Raw genomic sequence first — 18,294 nt, forward strand, 5'->3', positions numbered from 1 at the left:
TTACTACTATCAACTCTTAACTAGTGATTTTAAACAATTCCTGACATATCTAAAATGTGTTTATAATATATACACTTCCTCGTTGTACTTACACATATTATACATATATACCTTTTTGAAAATAATTCTATATAGCCTATGCTATTGGTTGGTATTGTTAAAAAAACATATCTACTTGTGATAAATAACAAAAGAAAATCACTCATTTTTAATACCCCTAGTTATTAGACTAGTTGTCATGGAGCCACAAAAATAGTATAGTGTGATAATACTAATAGGGGGACATAACATGGTACGAACAAGTCGAGCGCTTCATTAATAAAGCAGTAAAATCGGATCTCGTCTAACTATTGTTTGTGAAGAAACAATTTCTATGATTTATAATGAGTCTTGTACTAAATCTTCAACTTTCTTAATAAGTGGCTGCATTTTGAATACTTCACAAAAATATCGTGCGATAAAAATATTTATTTTTTCAAGATCTTGCTTTTTTTTAGTAAGTTTTTGTAAAGAAGTTACACCTTTCTCAGAAATACCACAAGGTATAATCCATTTAAAATGGTCGAGGTTAGTATTGACATTGAAAGCAAAACCATGCATGGTTACCCACCTTTTAATAGATATACCTATAGCTGTTATTTTTTCTTCACCCACCCATATACCTGTGTATTTCTTATCTCCTCTATGAGCTTTTATTCCATATTCATCATGCAAAAGTCTGATAATTACATTTTCTATATTTTCTAAGAATAGTCTAATATCTTTGCCATGATTATTGAGATTTAGAATCGGATATCCTACTATTTGACCAGGTCCATGATATGTAATATCACCACCTCGGTTCACTTCATATATCTTCACACCATAATTCTCTAGTTGTTGTTTTGGTATTAAAACGTTGCACTCCTTACTACTTCTTCCAATAGTCAATACTGAAGGATGTTCCACTAATAACAGTGTATCTTCTATCATTTCTCGCTGCCTTAAATATAGAAGAGTTTCCTGAATTTTAAGAGTTTCAGTATATTCCATCTTTCCCAAATCACAAATATTTAATCGCATACCCAGTTCCCTCATTTATTTATCTGAATTTCTTATTTCTAACCCTAACATTCTTATTAGATTTTATGATTCTCATATTACTAAATCCTTCTCCTACATTATATTAGCACCATCTCTAAAATCAGTGCTACAATAATGGTGTTTTAAATCATTTAACAAATAATATAAATATCTTGTCTTCTTTGATATACCAAAGAAGACAAGATATTTTCAACCCTAGATGCATGCCTAATCTACATTAATAGTCCGCTAACATTAAAGTGGCATTGATGTACTCTTCCCAGATGAATTTATTTCAAAAATAATCCTTAATCCTTTTAGAGTTAATTTTGTATCATAAAAATCGATATGTTTAATTTCAGATACAATAAACTTGGCACATATACCAGTGACCACTATCTTTACATTATTAAGACCGGTTTCTTCTATTATTTTATCAATAATATATTGTACTTGCCCAATATATCCATAGGAAATTTCTTCTTGCATACTAATTATATGATTTTTATCTAAGTTTCTGGTTGATTTTTTTATTTGGAAATCTGGTAATTGTACGCTCTTTTTCCATAGAGCATCTGAGCAAATTCTAATTCCTGGTGAAGTTACAGAAAAATCAAGAAACCCTTTGTCTGTTACAAAATTGTATGTAGTTACTGTACCAAAATTAATAACTATTGCTGGACCTCCATACAAATTATAGCAAGCTGCAATATCACAGATTTGATCATAGCCTATTTCTACTAAATTTTGATCATTGACTGTTATACCAGTATTTACACCAGGACCAACAATAAGAGGTATCACATTAAAATATCTGATAATACTATTCTTTAAAACATGAATTAGGCTAGAAACGACTGAAGAAATGATAACATCACTAATACAACTTTTTTCGACATTCTGATGCATTAGTGCTGAAGTTATAAATAATCCAAACTCATCAGAGGTTTTCGTAGTATTAGTCATAATTTTCCAACTTCCAATAAGATCATCATCATTGAAAACCCCAATTCGGATATTTGTATTGCCTACATCAATAGCAAGTAACACTCAAGCACACATCCTCTTTCTAAGTAATTATTACCCCTTTTGTGACTGTCCTCCATCAACAGGAATTGTCACTCCATTTATAAATCCACTTCTTTCATCAGCTAAAAACGCAACAGCATTACCTATATCTTCAGGTCTACCTAATCTTTGAACTGGTACGTATGTTGCAAATAAGTCCAAAGCAGCCTGAGGATTATCAGGCATTGTATCAATTGCAGCCTTTTCCAGAAGAGGTGTATGTATTATCCCTGGACAGAGTGTATTTACTGTTATATTGTTTGATGCATACGATAATGCAATACCTTTGGTTAGACCTAAGAGTGCCGATTTAGTCATAGCATAATATGTCTCATTTGGACTCACACCACCTATTCCACAAATCGAAGAGATATTAATGATTCGGCCATAATTGTTTTTTATCATATAAGGTAATACAGCTCTTATCATTTTAACAACGCCTTTAGTGTTTATATTCATCATCATATCTATTTCCCTGTTTGTCATTTCCAATGGTGTTCCAACACAGTATACACCAGCATTATTAACCAATATATCGATATTACCATGTTCATTAACTATCTGATCTATAACTTTCTTGGCATTATCCTCATCTGAAACGTCAAGTACATAAACACTGACGTCATAACCTTCTTTTTTTAGCTCCTCAAATGAATCATAAACATTTTTTCCTCTACCGGTTAATATTACTTTTGCACCTCTTTCTGCCAAGGTTTTACATGTACCTCTCCCAATCCCTTTAGCTGCACCTGTTACAACTGCTATTCTACCTTCTAGTTCTCTCAATTAAATTCCTCCATTAGTTAATTAAATATTTATTGAATCTACGAGTACTTGATTTCCTATACTTGTAAGATGTAACCCATCTATATAATAGATCAGCTTATTACTTTGAGTAATTAGATCACTTATTACCTGGTAAAAATCTAAAATTTTAATATTAAATGCATTTCCGTAAATATATAAAGTTTTCCGTAGTTCTTGTAGTCTGTTATTAACATAATTAAAGTCCACTATATTAGGCCAATTAATCGCAGCTAATTCTGGATCGGAAGAAATTGGTATTCCTATTATTGGTGTTATCGCTTTAGCATTTGCCTGATGTACCATTGTCATAATATTCGAACATATAATTGATACAGGGACTCCCATAATTAAATCATTTACTCCACCCATTATTATTACATGTGATGGTTTTAATGTCAGAACATCTATATAAAATCTTGAAAGCATTCCTCCAGAGGTATCTCCATTTATTCCTTTATTAATTACATCAATATTTAATTTACATTCTAGTAATCTAGTCCATACGTGAGACTGTTTCAACTTATATCCAAAAGTGAGACTATCTCCAATGCACACTATTTTCACAAAATCCCTCCTTTTTATTATTGAAACCTAAGATGAAATTGCTATTTTAAATTTAAGAGTCCATCTTCTGCACGATATGAACTTCTAACTAGAGGATTACTGGCAACATATTTGAAACCTAATTTATATGCTTTGATCTCATATTCTTTAAATTTATCAGGGTGTAGATACTCAACAATGGGATAATGTAACTTTGATGGCTGTAGATACTGCCCAATCGTTAAAATATCACATCCAACATCTCTAAGGTCTCTTAATAACTCGCAGACTTGCTTATCATTTTCCCCTAATCCTAGCATAAAACCTGATTTAGTATATACAGTATCACTACTTTTCTTAATATCTTTTAATAATTTCAGTGATTGATTATATATTGCCATTGGTCTAATTAGGCTATACAATTCCTTTGTGGTCTCAACATTATGATTTATAATATCTGGCTGAGCATCAATTACTTTTTCTAAAGCCTTCTCATTCCCCTGAAAGTCAGGAATCAGCACTTCTATTGTTATATTAGTATTAATTCTTTTTATTTCTAGAATAGTGTTAGCAAATTGGCTCGCTCCACCATCTTCTAAATCATCTCTAGTAACCGATGTTATAACTACATGATTCAATTTAAGCTCTTTAACTGCCATAGCAACTAATCTAGGTTCATCATCATTAACTATTTCAGGCGGATACTTGGAAATGTTACAAAAGGTACAATTTCTTGTACAATTCTTTCCCAGGATAAGAAAAGTAGCAGTTCCTCTATTAAAACACTCAAACTGATTAGGACATGCCGCCTCATTACATACTGTATTAAGATCATACTTATTTAATATTCTTCTGGTATTATCATTTTTGTTATCTCTTATTTTTAATTTTAACCATTCCGGCTTTTTCTCTATCATAATATCTCCTATTTTTTTTATGTAATATGCATGATTAATCTAATTTCAAATTACATCAATTGATATTTTTTTAACTTTTTTTGTAAATTTGCATATGAAATCCCAAGTAATTTAGCAACTTTCTTTTTATCAGACCAATAACTTGTCATACTCATCAGAACTTTACGTTCTTCCAGCCCCATGAGTTCCTTTAATAGTTTAGGCTTTTTTTTACTATTTTCAATATATCTTAGATGTCCACTAACTTTATCCCATTTGTTGTTAACTTTTGAAACAAAATACAAATCCTCGTAATCTAGAAAATCATTTATACAACAATTCATAGCGTTCTCGATAAGGTTTTCTAATTCATCAATGTTTTGTGGCCATGAATATTTTATTATTTCATTATAAAAATCTATAGTGGCACCTTTTATATTTTTTTTCATCAGAATGTTATTCTTTTTAATTAATCCATCCACAATTATTGGTATATCTTCCTTATGTTCTCTAAGTGGTGGAATATCTAGTGTAATAAAACTAATAGCACTATAAAACTCTTCTAATATTAGTCCATTTTTAACCTTTTCGTTCAACGCTTCACTGGTAGAAAAAATAAACCTATTACCATGCTTTTCTTCTGCATTATTAAGTAGTATATTCTTAGTAATATAATCAAGCAATTTAGTTTGTACACAAATTGACAGATATCCTACTTCATGAATATAAAATGTTGCATTTACTGCTATGTTTAATAGTCCTTTTTTCTTAGTTAATGTGCCTACCTGTTGACTACCATATCCGAACAATTCATTTTCTATGATCCTTTTGCTAAACTTAGTACAGTCAATTGTAATAAATTGTTTTTCTTTTCTATCACTCATGTTATGTATCGCTCTAGAGAATGAATATTTTTTTGTACCTCTCTCCCCTTTAATTAGTAATGGGCAATCATATTTACTGACATAAACACTTTTTTCTTTTAATGTTCTTATGATATTGCTGATACCATAAACTTCATCAAATGTTCCGTTCTTTAATAATGTTTGCTTATTTAAACTTTCTTTTACTTTATTATAAGAATAAATCAATAGAACATATTCAATTTTATTGCCGTAATCTAAATGATATCCTGATATGAAAAATTTTAAAACATCTACACCTGTATTTCTATACGATAGTGTATAGTCGAATGTTTCTTTTTTAATAAGCTTTTTAATTGATTCATCATCTAATATTAAGAAATCAGTTATAACTCTGCCTATTGAATCATACTTTTTTATAAACATAGCATCAGTAGCAGTTTGATTAATGTTAATAATTTCCAATTTCCAATTTAGTTTTATTATCCCTATGCTTATAAAATTATGTAATTGTTCTAAATCTAACTCATCATCATTTATCATTATTAAATTCGATCAAATACATCATTTCATTAAAGCCATATATTCTTTTAATATTTTCATCTATTTTTATATATATGCTCTCAGTTGCAGACAATCTTATTCCTCCATATTTGATATTTAATTATTTAATTTAATGTTATACATTTTCATTTTATTTATAATACTGGTGTGAGATACACCTAATGCAATTGCAGTCTGTCTGATACTTTTATATTTTATTAATGCTTTTTCAATAATATTTTTCTCTTTATCATCCATAATCTGAGATAAGCTCAAATTTGAAAACCGTTTTATACAATTTAGATTTTTAACTTTATTTTCAGATAAGAAGCTTAAATCCTCTGATGTCATATAATAATTTGTTGTTATCAGCATGCTTTTTTCTACTACTTTAGTTAGTTCAATAAAATTAGTTTCTAATTTCAGTTTAGATAATTCGTTAATATAGGATTTCGTGATTCCCAATATATTTTTTTGTATTACTGGATTAATTTGATTAATAATGTAATTAATATAAATTGGCAGATCTTCTGGACACTCTCTTAATGAAGGTATTCTAATAATATTGTTTTCAAATGTTTTTTGCATCGATTCATTTGTCTCATGTTCAAATGGTAAACTCAATGAAGCTATAACCCTGACATTTATATGTTTAACGGTTTTACTACCTCCTTGGGTTAATTCCTGATATTTAATTACATGAAGTATTCTTTTAATAGCTTTACTAGATAAATTTTCCAATCCTCTCAAAAACAATGTTCCACCAGAAGCTTTTTCAAACAAACCTGCACTATTAATATTTACATGAAGTATTTTTTTTTCTTTGTCATAACCAAATAATTCCCTCAATACTGCATTTTCAGGTAATTTTCTTAAATCTAAGCTAAGAAACGGATTATTGTTTCGATTACTTAGAACATGGATCGCTCTAGCAAATCTATGTTTTTTGGTGCCACACTCACCGGTCAAGAGAATTGGATTATCGTTTTGGGCAGTTAATCTACATATCTCCTTAATACTATTTATATATATACTGTTTCCAATTATTTCACTAAAAGCATCCGATTCTATATCTTTAATGCTATTCGCTATGTCATTTATCTGCATAAAATTATGAAAAGTTACTATATGATAATTATCAGAAATGACTATTTTTTTACTGACAAAATACTGACATTGAGTATTGTTAAGATTAGAATTTATTAAATAATACTCCACCTCTTCATTTGAATTAATTAAGCTTATTAGTTTCTCAGGTAATTGAGCTATATCATGAATTTTTCTGCCAAGGATTACACTTCTATCAAGAGAAAGCATTTTTTCACACTCTGCATTAATTGCAACGATTTCCATATTATTATCTGCAACTATCAATCCAACTTTCATACTATCAAAAAGATAGTTCAGTTTCATTAACTATCACTCTTCCATATTTAATATTTCTCTTTCACGAAAAATTACTAGATCAATCTTTTATAGAATGTTCATCTATTTATGATAGTTTGCATACTATAATCAAACCATCGATCACTTCACTAACAGATTTGGTTTAATTTATAAACTCAACACTCTGTGCGATATTAAAAGTAGCGTTTATAAATCTTCCCACTACTAATAATATTTTAAAGCGTAATACCTTTGTACCCTAACCAGTACAAAACTCTTGTGTCTATGATACCTCCACTTATACATCTTTTTGTATTAATATATATTTATACATCTTAATCTAGCATGTCCTACAACTTTATAACAAACAAATCAAACTACCCTCAGTGATAAAACTTAATTTTTTTAGTCTATCCTTTGTAAATTTTCGCTTCGATTTCTCCTTTCAATACACGCAAAGCCCCTAATGTTAGCGCTTCTTGTTCAAATTCACCAGGATAAACTAAAACTGGAGCTAAAAACTCTATTCTCTCAATTATCCAATCAATAAACATCTTAGAATAAGAAATTCCTCCAGTGAGGCATATCGCATCAACTTTACCTTTCATTACACTACTAAGTGCTGCAATGTCTTTTGCAACTTGATATGCCATAGCATTATAGTATAATTCTGCTTCTTTATTTCCCCTTTGAATCATTTTTTCAACTTCAAGACAATTATTGGTTCCAAGATAGCTAACCAATCCACCTTGCCCTACAAGTAGTTTTTCTAATTCATCTCTTGTCTTTCCACTGTTGAAACAAAGATCAAGCATGGAACTCTGACCAAGTGTTCCAGCTCTTTCAGTTGAAAATGAACCTTCGCCCAATAGCCCACAGGTTGCATCAATAGTTACTCCGTTTTGATGAGCTGAAACACTTATCCCTCCACCCATATGAGCTATAACAAGATTAATTTCATCGTATCTTTTTTTAAAATGCTTTGCAGCTTTTCTTCCTACAGCTTTAGAATTCAAACAATGAAACAAAGTAAATCTCTCAAATCCTTTAAGTCCTGAAACTTTTCCCAAAGGTTGTGTTTCGTTGACAGCAACTGGATCAACTACATATGATGGAATATCAAAATCATCTGCAATACTCTTTGCTATCAATCCACCTAGATTTGATGCATGATTTCTTGTGGGACATCTTAAATCCTCACACATTTTATCATTTACTATATATGTACCGCTACTCAGTGGTTTTAAAAATCCTCCCCTCCCTACAACCACACTAATTTGTTTTACTGGTATATCATTTGCTCGAAGGAATTTTAGTATTAAACTTTTTCTAAAATCTAACTGGCTATTAATATCTACGAATTTATTTAATTCTTTATTGCAGTGGTGGATATTATCTTTATAGATACAAGCTTCATCCTTATATACACTTATTTTTGTAGACGTTGAACCTGGATTTACAGCTAATATTTGATATGATGTCATTAAAATACTCCTTTCGTCTAATTTGACATATGTATTGCCAATGCAATTGAATTAAGTTTTGTGTCCGAACTATCTGCTCTAGATGTAATTACTACGGGTTTAGATGTACCCATAATTATTGAAGCTGATTTTGAATTTGTCAGATACATCATGGTCTTGTAAAATACGTTTCCAGCCTGTATGTTAGGCATTAGAATTATATCCGCTTGACCTGCCACATCACTTTTAATTCCTTTATGCTGAACAGATCTTTCTGAGATTGCTAAATCCAATGACAATGGTCCGTCAATAATGACATTTTCAATTTGACCTCTCTCAGCCATTTTAGACAAGATTGCAGCATCAATTCCATCCTGCATCTGCATATTGATAGTTTCAACAGCACCAATGCATGCTAACTTTGGTTTGGATATTTCTAATCTTTTTGCAACACAAACAGCGTTACTTATCATTTCAATTTTTTCTTTAATATCCGGAGCTAAAATCATTCCACAATCTAGGGCTATAATTAAGCGATTCATATTGGGTATATCAAAAACAGATACCATATTTAACAGTTTTCCTTGTCTTAATCCCAGATCTGGGTGAAGTATTGCTTTTAAATAATCTTTTGTCTGGAGAAGACCCTTCATTAAAATATCTGCTTCTCCCTCTCTAACTTTATTTACTGCTAGTTGTGCTGCCTTTCTTTCATCTGGTTCGTTGATAACCTCATTAATATTGAGATCACATCTTGATTCAGCAGCAAATTTCCTTATTTTTTCTTCATCTCCAACTAATATGGCGCTTGCTATATTTGAATCATTTATCATCTTAATTGTTTCTAATACTTCAAGATCACCTGCAACAGCTACAGCGATTATATTTTTTTTAGTAGTATTTCTTTCCATAACTTTTTTCTTTACTTCTTCCAAACTCTTCATGAGTAATTCCTCCGCTTTGACTATTATAGTGAATGTAAATTTAATCCAACTGATGCAGAAGCTGTTTCGCCAATCATTTCTGATAATGAAGGATGAGCGTTAATATTTCTTGATAATTCTTCAATATTCAATCTTAAATTAATAGCTAAAGAAGGTTCCGCAATTAGCTCGGTTGCTTTCGGTCCGATTATCGAAAATCCTAATACTTCTTTATTGTCAATATTATAGATCATTTTAACGAAGCCTTCCGTTTCCAACTCGATCATTGCTTTCCCATTACTGCTAAAAGATTGAACCTCTATACCTACATTATTTATTTCTTTTCTAGCTTGTTCCTCAGTCATACCTACTCTAGACACTTCCGGATGTGAAAAAATACATGAAGGTATTGCATTATACTGTATTTTTGTGTCTTTGCCTGAAATATTTAGGGCAGCGACCTGTGCCTCATAATATGCGACATGAGCTAACTGAGGTGACTTTGTGACATCTCCTACAGCAAAAATGTTAGATACATTTGTCTGCATTTTTTCATTCGTTATAATATATTTTTCATTAAACTCTATCCCAACTTGTTCCAATCCAATACCTTCAAGATTCGCTTTTCTACCTATACTTATGAGCATCTTTTCTGTTGTCAGCTCTTTCTCTCCGTCTGAATTCTTTATTATAAAGGTAACGCTATTATCTGTCTTGCTCACAATAGATTTAACTTCAGTTTCTGTATATATTCTAATACCTCGTTTCTCTAAAGAATGTTTCAATGTCTCTGATATCTGTATATCTTCAGTTGGTATAATATTGGAACTGAGTTCTATAATAGTTACATCTTTACCGAAATTTTTCATAATTGATGCGAATTCTACTCCAATTACTCCACCACCTATAATAGCGATACTCTCAGGAAGTTCCTGTATATCAAGTATTTGAGTACTATTTAAAATAACTTTCCCATCAGATTCTAATTTCGGAATGTCTATTACTCGGCTTCCAGTTGAAATAATGATATAGTCAGCTTGTTCTCTCACTGTTTCTTCATTAGATATTATTTCTACAGTATTTTCATCTACAATCTTTGCATTACCGTATATCACTTTTACTTTCGCAGCCTTTAATAAATATGTAACTCCATTTCTTAATTGCTTTACAATGTCTGATTTAAATTTCGCTGTTTTTTTAAAATCGACACTTACGTTACCATCAATATTGATTCCATATTTACTAAGCTTTTTTATTGAATTATATGAATTTGAAGATTGTACAAAAGCTTTCGTAGGTACGCATCCCACATTTAAACATGTTCCCCCTAAATCTTTTTTTTCGATTAATGTAACAGACATTCCAAGATGAGCTGAATATAATGCAGCTGCATATCCTCCCGGTCCACCACCAATAACTACAACTTTTTTCGTCATTTTAATCCCTCCACTAGTATGTATTTTAATAAATAAAGAACATATAAAATATGTCCTTTATTTAATTATTACTCTACTTATAGTTATTAATCTCTAATCTTGTACATATAGTCCTTTGGTTTACTAAAAACATTTTGTAATGATTCAATGAATATCATTACATCCGCTCCATCAATTAATCCATGATCAGTAGTAATTGATAATGTTAGCTGAGGTTTTATAATGATGTTATCATCAGCATCAGCAACAACCTGTTTTCTGGTTTTGCCAAATCCAATAATTCCACCTTCCGGAGGTGTAAGTAGCGGTGTAAATCCATCCACATTATAAACTCCCAAATTACTTACTGTAAATGTTGCACCTTGCATATTAACTCTCATGAGCTTACCTTTCTTTAAGTTTTCATATGCTTCTGCAAGCTCACTTGATACATCTTCTACTGTTTTACTTTGAACATTAGGTATTACTGGTTGCATTAAATATCCATTTACCATTGCTGCCATACCTATATTTATGCTTTCATAATAAACGATTTCTTCTTCATGTCTTGATGCGTTAAGCTTCATATTTTCTTCAAGTGCACATGCGACTGCTTTTAAGAAAAGGTCTCCAAAGGTAACTTTAATTCCTTTTTCTTTCAACTCTTGTCTATAGGCTATCATTTCATCCATATCAGCAGTTGAAAAAGCTGTTCCTTGAGGATATTTGAGAATACTTTCTGTCATTTTTTCGGTTATTATAGCTCTTATTCCTTTAAGAGGAACTATTTTTGAAATAATTCTACCTTGTTCATCTTTTTGCGACATTTTGTCACCCCTTAATCTTCTTCAATATAGGCAAGAACAGATCCTACTTCATATGTTTCTCCAACTTCTGCAACTATCTCAACTAATGTTCCTGAATAGATTGATTCTATTTCAGCAGCCATTTTTTCTGCTTGAATTTCACATATACCCTCACCCTTATCAACATGGTCTCCTACTTTTATAATCCAGTTTAATAATTCTCCCTCTTTCATAGCTGCGCCCATTCTAGGCATGTTTATTTCTTGTCTACTCATGCTATACTCCCCTTTTCTGTATGATTAATTATTTTCCAATAAAATTTGGCTTTTCTTTGTTGAAAAATGCCTTTACTGCATTCCTATGATCTTCTGTCTGAAAACATTGTGCCTGAGCCTGTGATTCAATTTCAAGTAGCTGTTCTAATGTCATATTGATGGAAGCATTCATAACTGATTTCGCCATTCTTAGTGCCACTCTTGGTCCATCTGCCATTTTTTTTGCAAATTTAAATGTTTCTTCATCGAGCAAATTATGCTCCACGATCTGATTTACAATACCTAATTCAGATGCCTCTTGAGCGTCAATATTCCTTCCTGTAAAAACAAGTTCTTTTGCTTTTTGAAGTCCTACTATTCTCGGAAGAGTATATAATCCTGCAAGGTCAGGTATTAATCCTACATTTACAAAAGCTTGACCAAATTTAGCATTCTCTGAAGCTATGACAATATCACATAATAACGCTATACAAAATCCTGCACCAACTGCATATCCATTAACTGCAGCAATTGTTGGCTTTGGCATTCCCATGAAATCTATAACCCATGAGTGAAATCCTTTCATATAATCGTAGCCTTCAACTGTTGTAAAACCCTGCGACAATTTCTTTAAATCCCCACCTGCACAGAATGCTTTTTCTGCTCCCGTTAGTATTACTGCACCGATTTCAGGGTCATTTGCTACATTCGTAGTTGCATGTGTAAGCTCAGCAGCCAGCTTATCTTCAAGGGCATTCATTGTTTTAGGGTTGTTTAACTTGATTATTGCTACACCTTCTTTTTTAGTAAGTGAAATACTCTCATATTTCATGCATTTTCCTCCTTAATTAATTATACTATATAATAACATTTATCTAAATTAGGTTATTTTATCGTATATTATCTACTTATTTATACTGACTTGAGGCCCTCCTTCAAATTTAAGAGGTCCCTAAGAATATTTTATACACCATACACAATAATTAAATTGTATCTTCACTTTTACTAATACCTGCAATTTTTTGTGCCAATTTCAGTTTTGCTTCTAAGTTAGCATCTCTTAGCATCATAACCTTTTGCGCTTGAGGGGGTCCTGCACCATGCATTGCTTCCACAGAAGCCGTTCCTCCACTAAGAGTTTCAACTAACCTTAAAAGTCTTTGTTTTTCATTAGTTGATATTGTAGGAATTCCTCTTAAATATTTTTCTAAAAGAGGTCCTATTTCAGGATGAATAAAATCTGCCTCTGAAGGTAAAGTTGCCAGGATGCCACCACATATATCATGTGCCAATCTGTTTACTTCATAAATGAATTTTGTAGTATTCAGTTTAGTTACATTTGCAAGCATAGTATTTGCTATGTATGCTCCCGAGCTAGTCTTTCGTCCTTCATTCGAACAAGCAATTGAGGATGCATATAAAGTCTCTGATAGGTGAATCATCTCACCAATTTTATCTTTTATATGAGATGCTTTTTCTACTCCATTTGCTTTTGCAATACCATACGTTGCACCTATTAATACATCACATATTCCACCCTTGCATGCACCATAATTTTGTCTGTGTGACGTAGCGAATGCTTCAACAAACATACCTGCAAATTCATATTCCTTATACATATATACATCTTCCCAAGGTATAAAAACATCGTCAAATATCGCTATACATTCTCCGCCTACACATGCATATTGTGCATTCCCTTTATCAATATCACCTTTTTCGAGTTTTCTCGAGTCATTTGTCTGTCTACCAAAAATATACGTTATTCCAGGTGTATCCACTGGACATGAAAATACTAATGCATAATCTTTTGATGCTTCCTTCATATTCTCAGTTGGGAATACCATCATCTCATGAGCACCTGTAACACCTGTTAAATGTGCTTTTGCTCCTCTTACTATTATTCCATCCTCTCTTTCTTCAATAGCATGTACAAATAAGTCAGGGTCTGCTTGTTCATTTGATTTTTTACTCCTATCACCTTTAACATCAGTCATTGCTCCAATTGTAACTAGGTTGTAATCTTGAACATATGATAGGAATTTGTTAAATCTTTCATGATAATCCGTGCCATACTTTTGATCAATTTCATATGTAACAATGTATGTAGCATTTAATGCATCCATACCAGCGCAACGTTGTATGCAGCATGCCGTTTGCTGATTTAATACTCTTAACATCTTTGCTTTTTTTACTAAATCATCCGTGCTCTGATGAATATGATTAAATCTACTTATGTCTTTCCCACTTATATGAGATTTAACCTTAGGTGCAAGTTCATATGTTTTAGCTACTGCATTGACATGTGGAAAAAACAAAGGATGATCAGCAATTTCACTATTTTTTTCACCAAATGCCCAAATTTCTGTTCCCATATCTCTAATACTTTGAAAATATTCCTCCGAAGTTAAAATTGGTCTCGTAATTGACTTTACTTTACTCATAATAATCCTCCTAATTTTTAATTTTAACATTTAACTTTCTAACTATTTATTAGCAAAATTCATGCCAAACTATTACTCCACTGATATAAATTTGATAAAACACAATGAAAACTACAATTTGAATGCTTTTAAATGCATTTATGTCAGTTTTATATATTTATAATAGAGTTAGTTTTTATAAAAACTTTCCACAAAACTATATATATTTGGTATACTGTGTATATAATATATACTTTAATTGAAAGGAGCACTCAAGATATGATTAGTAATGTAAACTTAAACGAAGCACAAAATATAATTAATCAGGATTGTTTTACTAATGAAAGTATACTATTGAAAATATTAAGTAACATCCCAGAAGCTATTATAGTTATAGATATAAACACGAAAATTTGTTTTATAAATGATGCATATTGCAGATTGTTTAAAAAAGATAAACAAGAAATTATTGGACGACTATTATCAAAATTCGAGCCTCTTGCAAGAATTCATGACGTTCTAAAAAATGGAGAACCAATGGTTGGAGATATTTCTCATATTCATTCAGCAAATATTGACGTTGTTGCAGATATAATGCCATTATTCTATAATGGAACGCTTATTGGTGCAGTTGCAAATATGAAAAATGTTACCGATATAATACATATGCAAATAGAACTCGACCATTTTAAATCTTTAACTCAATTTTTAAAAGAAGAATTATATAATAACAATAGTGATAACCTTCCTGATTCTTTTAAACATCTTGCAAGGCAAAACAAAACTTTCGTGAACATATTAAAGATTGCATCAAAAGTAGCTTCTACTGATGCTTCCGTATTTATTGACGGAGAAAGTGGAGTAGGCAAAGAAGTTATGGCTCAAGCAATACACTCTAGTAGTAAACGGTCCTCAGGTCCATTTATAAAAATCAATTGTTCTGCTATCCCTGAATCTCTTATTGAGAGTGAACTCTTTGGGTATCAATCAGGAGCATTCACTGGCGCCAATTCTAATGGACGAATAGGAAGATTTGAATCAGCAAATGGGGGTACAGTTTTTCTTGATGAAATTGGTGAAATGAGCCTAAGTATGCAAGTAAAGTTTTTACGTGTATTGCAAGAAAAGGAAATTGAACGAGTGGGAAGTAATAAAAAAATCAAACTTGATTTTAGATTAATATCCGCAACAAACAGAAACCTTGAAAAGATGATTGAGGATGGAACATTTAGATTAGATTTATTCTATCGAATCAACGTGGTTCCGCTAAGAATACCCCCTCTCCGTGATCGAAAAGAAGATATTCCTTATTATGCTAATCTTTTTTTAGAAGAAATGTGTGCTACTTACAATAAAGAGTTAACATTCTCTCCTGAGGTGCTTCGTATATTTTCAAATTATGAATGGCCAGGAAATATAAGGGAATTAAAAAATATTGTGGAACAACTTGCAATTCTATGTTCCGAAGATATAATCACTTCGGAATTTTTATCATCAAAATTTGACAAACAGATTGGTTCTCAATATATTGGAAATTCATCTAATCTCCCTCTAAATAAATTAATCGAAAAAGTAGAACGAGAAGCAATAATCTCAGCATTACAGTGTACTAATAATAACAAAACTCATGCTATAGAGATGCTAGGTATTTCAAGAAGAGGTTTTTATCAAAAATTAGAGAAATATAATATTAAAACGTAAGGAGGTCAAGTAAACAGTGGAAATAATAAGAAAATGCCTCTTATAGCAGATAGTCATATTAATCAAACTTTCTGCTATAAGAGGCATATATTCGTAGATGAAACCACCTTTTATGGATGGGTGGTCGTTATTTATTCGTTAACCAACTTTTTTACAGCTTCTTTAATTTGTTGCTTTGATACAATTACTTGTTCTTCAAGTTTAAAGAAAGGTATTGGTATTGATGGTGCTCCCAATCTTAAAGGTGCTGATTTTAAGTCATGGTATGCTTCTTCAGCTACCATAGATGCAATTTCACCTCCTACTCCATACTTTTTAGGTGCATCGTGAACAACTAAAAATCTCCCTGTTTTTTTAACAGACTCCAATATTGTCGCCTTATCTAAAGGAATCAAGGTTCTTGGATCAATCACTTCTACGCTGATCCCAAATTCTTCTTCCAACTCTTGAGCGGCTTCCATAGCTACCATATAACATCTCTGCCATGCTACGATTGTGACATCTCTCCCTTCCCTTGCTACTCTTGCTTTGCCAAAAGGAATTGTATATTCACCATCTGGTACATCACCATTTATATACATTACAGATTTATGTGTAAGATAAACTACAGGATCATTATCTCGTATCGCTGTTTTTAATAGGCCTTTAGCATCTGATGCTATTGAGGGGACTACAAGTTTTAATCCAGGTACATTTGCAATCCATGCTTCAACACATTGTGAATGCACACTACCTGAGCCATCTATAGTCCCTTGAAAACTTATCAGAGTCATGGGTGCTGATGCTTTACCTGCAGACTGAAATCTTATCTTTGGAGCTTCATTGCATATCGGGTCAAATGCTAGGGAAATAAAATCAGCATACATTAATTCACAAATGGGTCTCATACCTGCAGTCGCCATACCAAGAGCTGCTGCAACAATAAGATTTTCAGCGATTGGCATCTCTATTACTCTTTCTTTCCCATATATGGGGAATAGACCATTTTTAAAAAATGTCCCCCCAAACTTTCCTATATCTTCTCCCATATATACTATGTTTTTGTCTGCTTCCATTTCTTCCTGAACAGCTTGTGCCATTGCAGACATATATAACATTTTACTCATATTAATCCCTCCATTGGACTTGCATATGTAAATTCAGGTTTAATTATATCTTGTATAGAAGGTTTATTTGCTGGATTCTGCATTTTTTCATAAACCATATCACATGCTCCCGTAATCATTTTTCTAGTTTCAACCTTAATAATATCCATTTCATCCTGTGTCAATATATTTCTTTGAATCAACACTTTTTCATAATTTAATATAGGATCTGGATGTTTCAATAACATTTGTTCGTGAAAAGATTTATCTCGGTAGTCGGCAGTATCTCCTGCAAAATGCCCTTGCCTTCTATAAGTAACTGCTTCAATCATAGTAGGAGTTGAAGATATCCTCGCTCTATCTAATGCTATATCCATTATTTCACGCATAGCTAGAATATCATTTCCGTTTACAGTTATTGAGTCCATACCTAACCCTTTCGCTCTATCTGAAAGGGCTTCTGTCCCTACATATACATCTTGTGTTGTCGTCATAGCAAATGCATTATTTTCAACAACATATACAATTGGAAGTTTTTGAACAACAGCCCAATTCATTGCCTCATACACAGCACCTTGGTTATATGTTCCATCCCCCATCAACTGAACCATAGCTTTACCTGTTTTCATATATTTCAAAGCAAATGCAAAACCTGTGGCAATTGGACAACCTTGTCCAAGTACACCAGGATTTGGAATAAATCCCTTATCAAGAAGAGTCAAATGAGGGTCTCCTGAAATCCCCATATTATAGCCGTCTTTAATTCCAACCTGCTCGGCTAAGTACTTATAAATATCTAGTCTATGTAAGTGTAGCGGTCTACATCTATGAGATGGCATAAAGGGCTCATTTTCTCTTAAAGCATGAGCTGCTGCAGTACCTATTGCTTCTTGTCCCGTACTGAAATGAAACATACTATACAGCCTGCCTTTTTGATTTTCTTCCCATAATACATCATCATAAATTCTTCCTAAAACCATAGTCTTGTACATCGAAATAAGTTCATTATTTGTATACTTCATATAATCTCCTCGCTTAAACATATTTTTAACTTAT

Annotated in this window: 17 protein-coding genes; 1 reads left to right on the forward strand and 16 read right to left on the reverse strand. The window is 31.9% G+C overall.

Going from position 1 to position 18,294, the window contains the following annotated elements; genetic code table 11:
* Positions 1-378: 378 nt before the first annotated feature.
* The 14 genes from lipB to GC105_RS12170 form a co-directional block, all read right to left on the reverse strand.
* The gene (lipB, locus tag GC105_RS12105; protein WP_152805139.1) at positions 379-1,062 is read right to left on the reverse strand and encodes a lipoyl(octanoyl) transferase LipB; all 684 of its coding nucleotides are present in this window, start codon (positions 1,060-1,062) and stop codon (positions 379-381) included.
* Between the two features lie 255 nt (positions 1,063-1,317).
* Entirely contained in the window at positions 1,318-2,112 is a 795-nt protein-coding gene (locus GC105_RS12110; RefSeq protein WP_152805141.1) for a type III pantothenate kinase, read from the reverse strand.
* 30 nt (positions 2,113-2,142) lie between these two features.
* The gene (locus GC105_RS12115) at positions 2,143-2,916 is read right to left on the reverse strand and encodes an SDR family NAD(P)-dependent oxidoreductase (RefSeq protein ID WP_152805143.1); all 774 of its coding nucleotides are present in this window, start codon (positions 2,914-2,916) and stop codon (positions 2,143-2,145) included.
* Between the two features lie 21 nt (positions 2,917-2,937).
* Positions 2,938-3,501, reverse strand: coding sequence for a GDSL-type esterase/lipase family protein (locus GC105_RS12120; RefSeq protein WP_152805145.1), 564 nt, complete (start codon positions 3,499-3,501; stop codon positions 2,938-2,940).
* Between the two features lie 41 nt (positions 3,502-3,542).
* The gene (lipA, locus tag GC105_RS12125; protein ID WP_152805148.1) at positions 3,543-4,397 is read right to left on the reverse strand and encodes a lipoyl synthase; all 855 of its coding nucleotides are present in this window, start codon (positions 4,395-4,397) and stop codon (positions 3,543-3,545) included.
* 50 nt (positions 4,398-4,447) lie between these two features.
* Positions 4,448-5,782, reverse strand: a complete 1,335-nt coding sequence (locus tag GC105_RS12130; RefSeq protein WP_152805186.1) for a sigma 54-interacting transcriptional regulator — start codon at positions 5,780-5,782, stop codon at positions 4,448-4,450.
* Between the two features lie 117 nt (positions 5,783-5,899).
* On the reverse strand, positions 5,900-7,195 hold the full coding sequence (locus GC105_RS12135) for a sigma 54-interacting transcriptional regulator (protein WP_152805150.1): 1,296 nt from the start codon (positions 7,193-7,195) through the stop codon (positions 5,900-5,902).
* A gap of 383 nt (positions 7,196-7,578) precedes the next feature.
* A complete protein-coding gene (gene buk / locus GC105_RS12140; protein ID WP_152805151.1) occupies positions 7,579-8,652 on the reverse strand; it encodes a butyrate kinase in 1,074 nt (357 codons plus the stop codon).
* Between the two features lie 17 nt (positions 8,653-8,669).
* Positions 8,670-9,575, reverse strand: coding sequence for a phosphate acyltransferase (locus GC105_RS12145; protein WP_152805152.1), 906 nt, complete (start codon positions 9,573-9,575; stop codon positions 8,670-8,672).
* A 23-nt stretch (positions 9,576-9,598) separates the two neighbouring features.
* Positions 9,599-10,990 (reverse strand): dihydrolipoyl dehydrogenase, encoded by a 1,392-nt coding sequence (gene lpdA, locus GC105_RS12150; protein WP_152805153.1) that lies wholly within the window; start codon positions 10,988-10,990, stop codon positions 9,599-9,601.
* A gap of 86 nt (positions 10,991-11,076) precedes the next feature.
* Positions 11,077-11,796 carry a 2-oxo acid dehydrogenase subunit E2 gene (locus tag GC105_RS12155; protein WP_152805154.1) on the reverse strand — a complete coding sequence of 240 codons (720 nt, stop codon included), beginning with the start codon at positions 11,794-11,796 and terminating at the stop codon, positions 11,077-11,079.
* An 11-nt stretch (positions 11,797-11,807) separates the two neighbouring features.
* Positions 11,808-12,050 carry a biotin/lipoyl-containing protein gene (locus GC105_RS12160; protein WP_152805155.1) on the reverse strand — a complete coding sequence of 81 codons (243 nt, stop codon included), beginning with the start codon at positions 12,048-12,050 and terminating at the stop codon, positions 11,808-11,810.
* Between the two features lie 28 nt (positions 12,051-12,078).
* Positions 12,079-12,861 (reverse strand): enoyl-CoA hydratase/isomerase family protein, encoded by a 783-nt coding sequence (locus GC105_RS12165; RefSeq protein WP_152805156.1) that lies wholly within the window; start codon positions 12,859-12,861, stop codon positions 12,079-12,081.
* 151 nt (positions 12,862-13,012) lie between these two features.
* Positions 13,013-14,473, reverse strand: a complete 1,461-nt coding sequence (locus GC105_RS12170) for a 4-hydroxyphenylacetate 3-hydroxylase family protein (protein ID WP_152805157.1) — start codon at positions 14,471-14,473, stop codon at positions 13,013-13,015.
* A gap of 258 nt (positions 14,474-14,731) precedes the next feature.
* Between GC105_RS12170 and GC105_RS12175 the strand changes: the two genes are divergently transcribed.
* On the forward strand, positions 14,732-16,153 hold the full coding sequence (locus tag GC105_RS12175) for a sigma-54 interaction domain-containing protein (RefSeq protein ID WP_193708407.1): 1,422 nt from the start codon (positions 14,732-14,734) through the stop codon (positions 16,151-16,153).
* Between the two features lie 131 nt (positions 16,154-16,284).
* Here the strand turns inward: GC105_RS12175 and GC105_RS12180 are convergent, their stop codons facing one another.
* Both GC105_RS12180 and GC105_RS12185 read right to left on the reverse strand, forming a co-directional pair.
* The gene (locus GC105_RS12180; protein WP_152805161.1) at positions 16,285-17,259 is read right to left on the reverse strand and encodes an alpha-ketoacid dehydrogenase subunit beta; all 975 of its coding nucleotides are present in this window, start codon (positions 17,257-17,259) and stop codon (positions 16,285-16,287) included.
* Positions 17,256-18,260, reverse strand: coding sequence for a thiamine pyrophosphate-dependent dehydrogenase E1 component subunit alpha (locus GC105_RS12185; RefSeq protein WP_193708408.1), 1,005 nt, complete (start codon positions 18,258-18,260; stop codon positions 17,256-17,258). The genes GC105_RS12180 and GC105_RS12185 overlap by 4 nt, the downstream gene beginning before the upstream one ends.
* Positions 18,261-18,294: the final 34 nt, after the last annotated feature.

It is taken from the genome of Alkalibaculum sporogenes, from assembly GCF_009362815.1.
In the GTDB taxonomy this organism is placed as follows: domain Bacteria; phylum Bacillota; class Clostridia; order Eubacteriales; family Alkalibacteraceae; genus Alkalibaculum_A; species Alkalibaculum_A sporogenes.

Bases quoted from the DNA above. Each gene is read 5' to 3' on its own strand.
- lipB (WP_152805139.1), bottom strand. From the start codon at position 1,062: ATGCGATTAAATATTTGTGATTTGGGAAAGATGGAATATACTGAAACT.
- lipA (WP_152805148.1), bottom strand. From the start codon at position 4,397: ATGATAGAGAAAAAGCCGGAATGGTTAAAATTAAAAATAAGAGATAAC.
- GC105_RS12130 (WP_152805186.1), bottom strand. From the start codon at position 5,782: ATGATAAATGATGATGAGTTAGATTTAGAACAATTACATAATTTTATA.
- GC105_RS12135 (WP_152805150.1), bottom strand. From the start codon at position 7,195: ATGAAACTGAACTATCTTTTTGATAGTATGAAAGTTGGATTGATAGTT.
- buk (WP_152805151.1), bottom strand. From the start codon at position 8,652: ATGACATCATATCAAATATTAGCTGTAAATCCAGGTTCAACGTCTACA.
- GC105_RS12145 (WP_152805152.1), bottom strand. From the start codon at position 9,575: ATGAAGAGTTTGGAAGAAGTAAAGAAAAAAGTTATGGAAAGAAATACT.
- lpdA (WP_152805153.1), bottom strand. From the start codon at position 10,990: ATGACGAAAAAAGTTGTAGTTATTGGTGGTGGACCGGGAGGATATGCA.
- GC105_RS12155 (WP_152805154.1), bottom strand. From the start codon at position 11,796: ATGTCGCAAAAAGATGAACAAGGTAGAATTATTTCAAAAATAGTTCCT.
- GC105_RS12160 (WP_152805155.1), bottom strand. From the start codon at position 12,050: ATGAGTAGACAAGAAATAAACATGCCTAGAATGGGCGCAGCTATGAAA.
- GC105_RS12165 (WP_152805156.1), bottom strand. From the start codon at position 12,861: ATGAAATATGAGAGTATTTCACTTACTAAAAAAGAAGGTGTAGCAATA.
- GC105_RS12170 (WP_152805157.1), bottom strand. From the start codon at position 14,473: ATGAGTAAAGTAAAGTCAATTACGAGACCAATTTTAACTTCGGAGGAA.
- GC105_RS12175 (WP_193708407.1), top strand. From the start codon at position 14,732: ATGATTAGTAATGTAAACTTAAACGAAGCACAAAATATAATTAATCAG.
- GC105_RS12180 (WP_152805161.1), bottom strand. From the start codon at position 17,259: ATGAGTAAAATGTTATATATGTCTGCAATGGCACAAGCTGTTCAGGAA.
- GC105_RS12185 (WP_193708408.1), bottom strand. From the start codon at position 18,260: ATGAAGTATACAAATAATGAACTTATTTCGATGTACAAGACTATGGTT.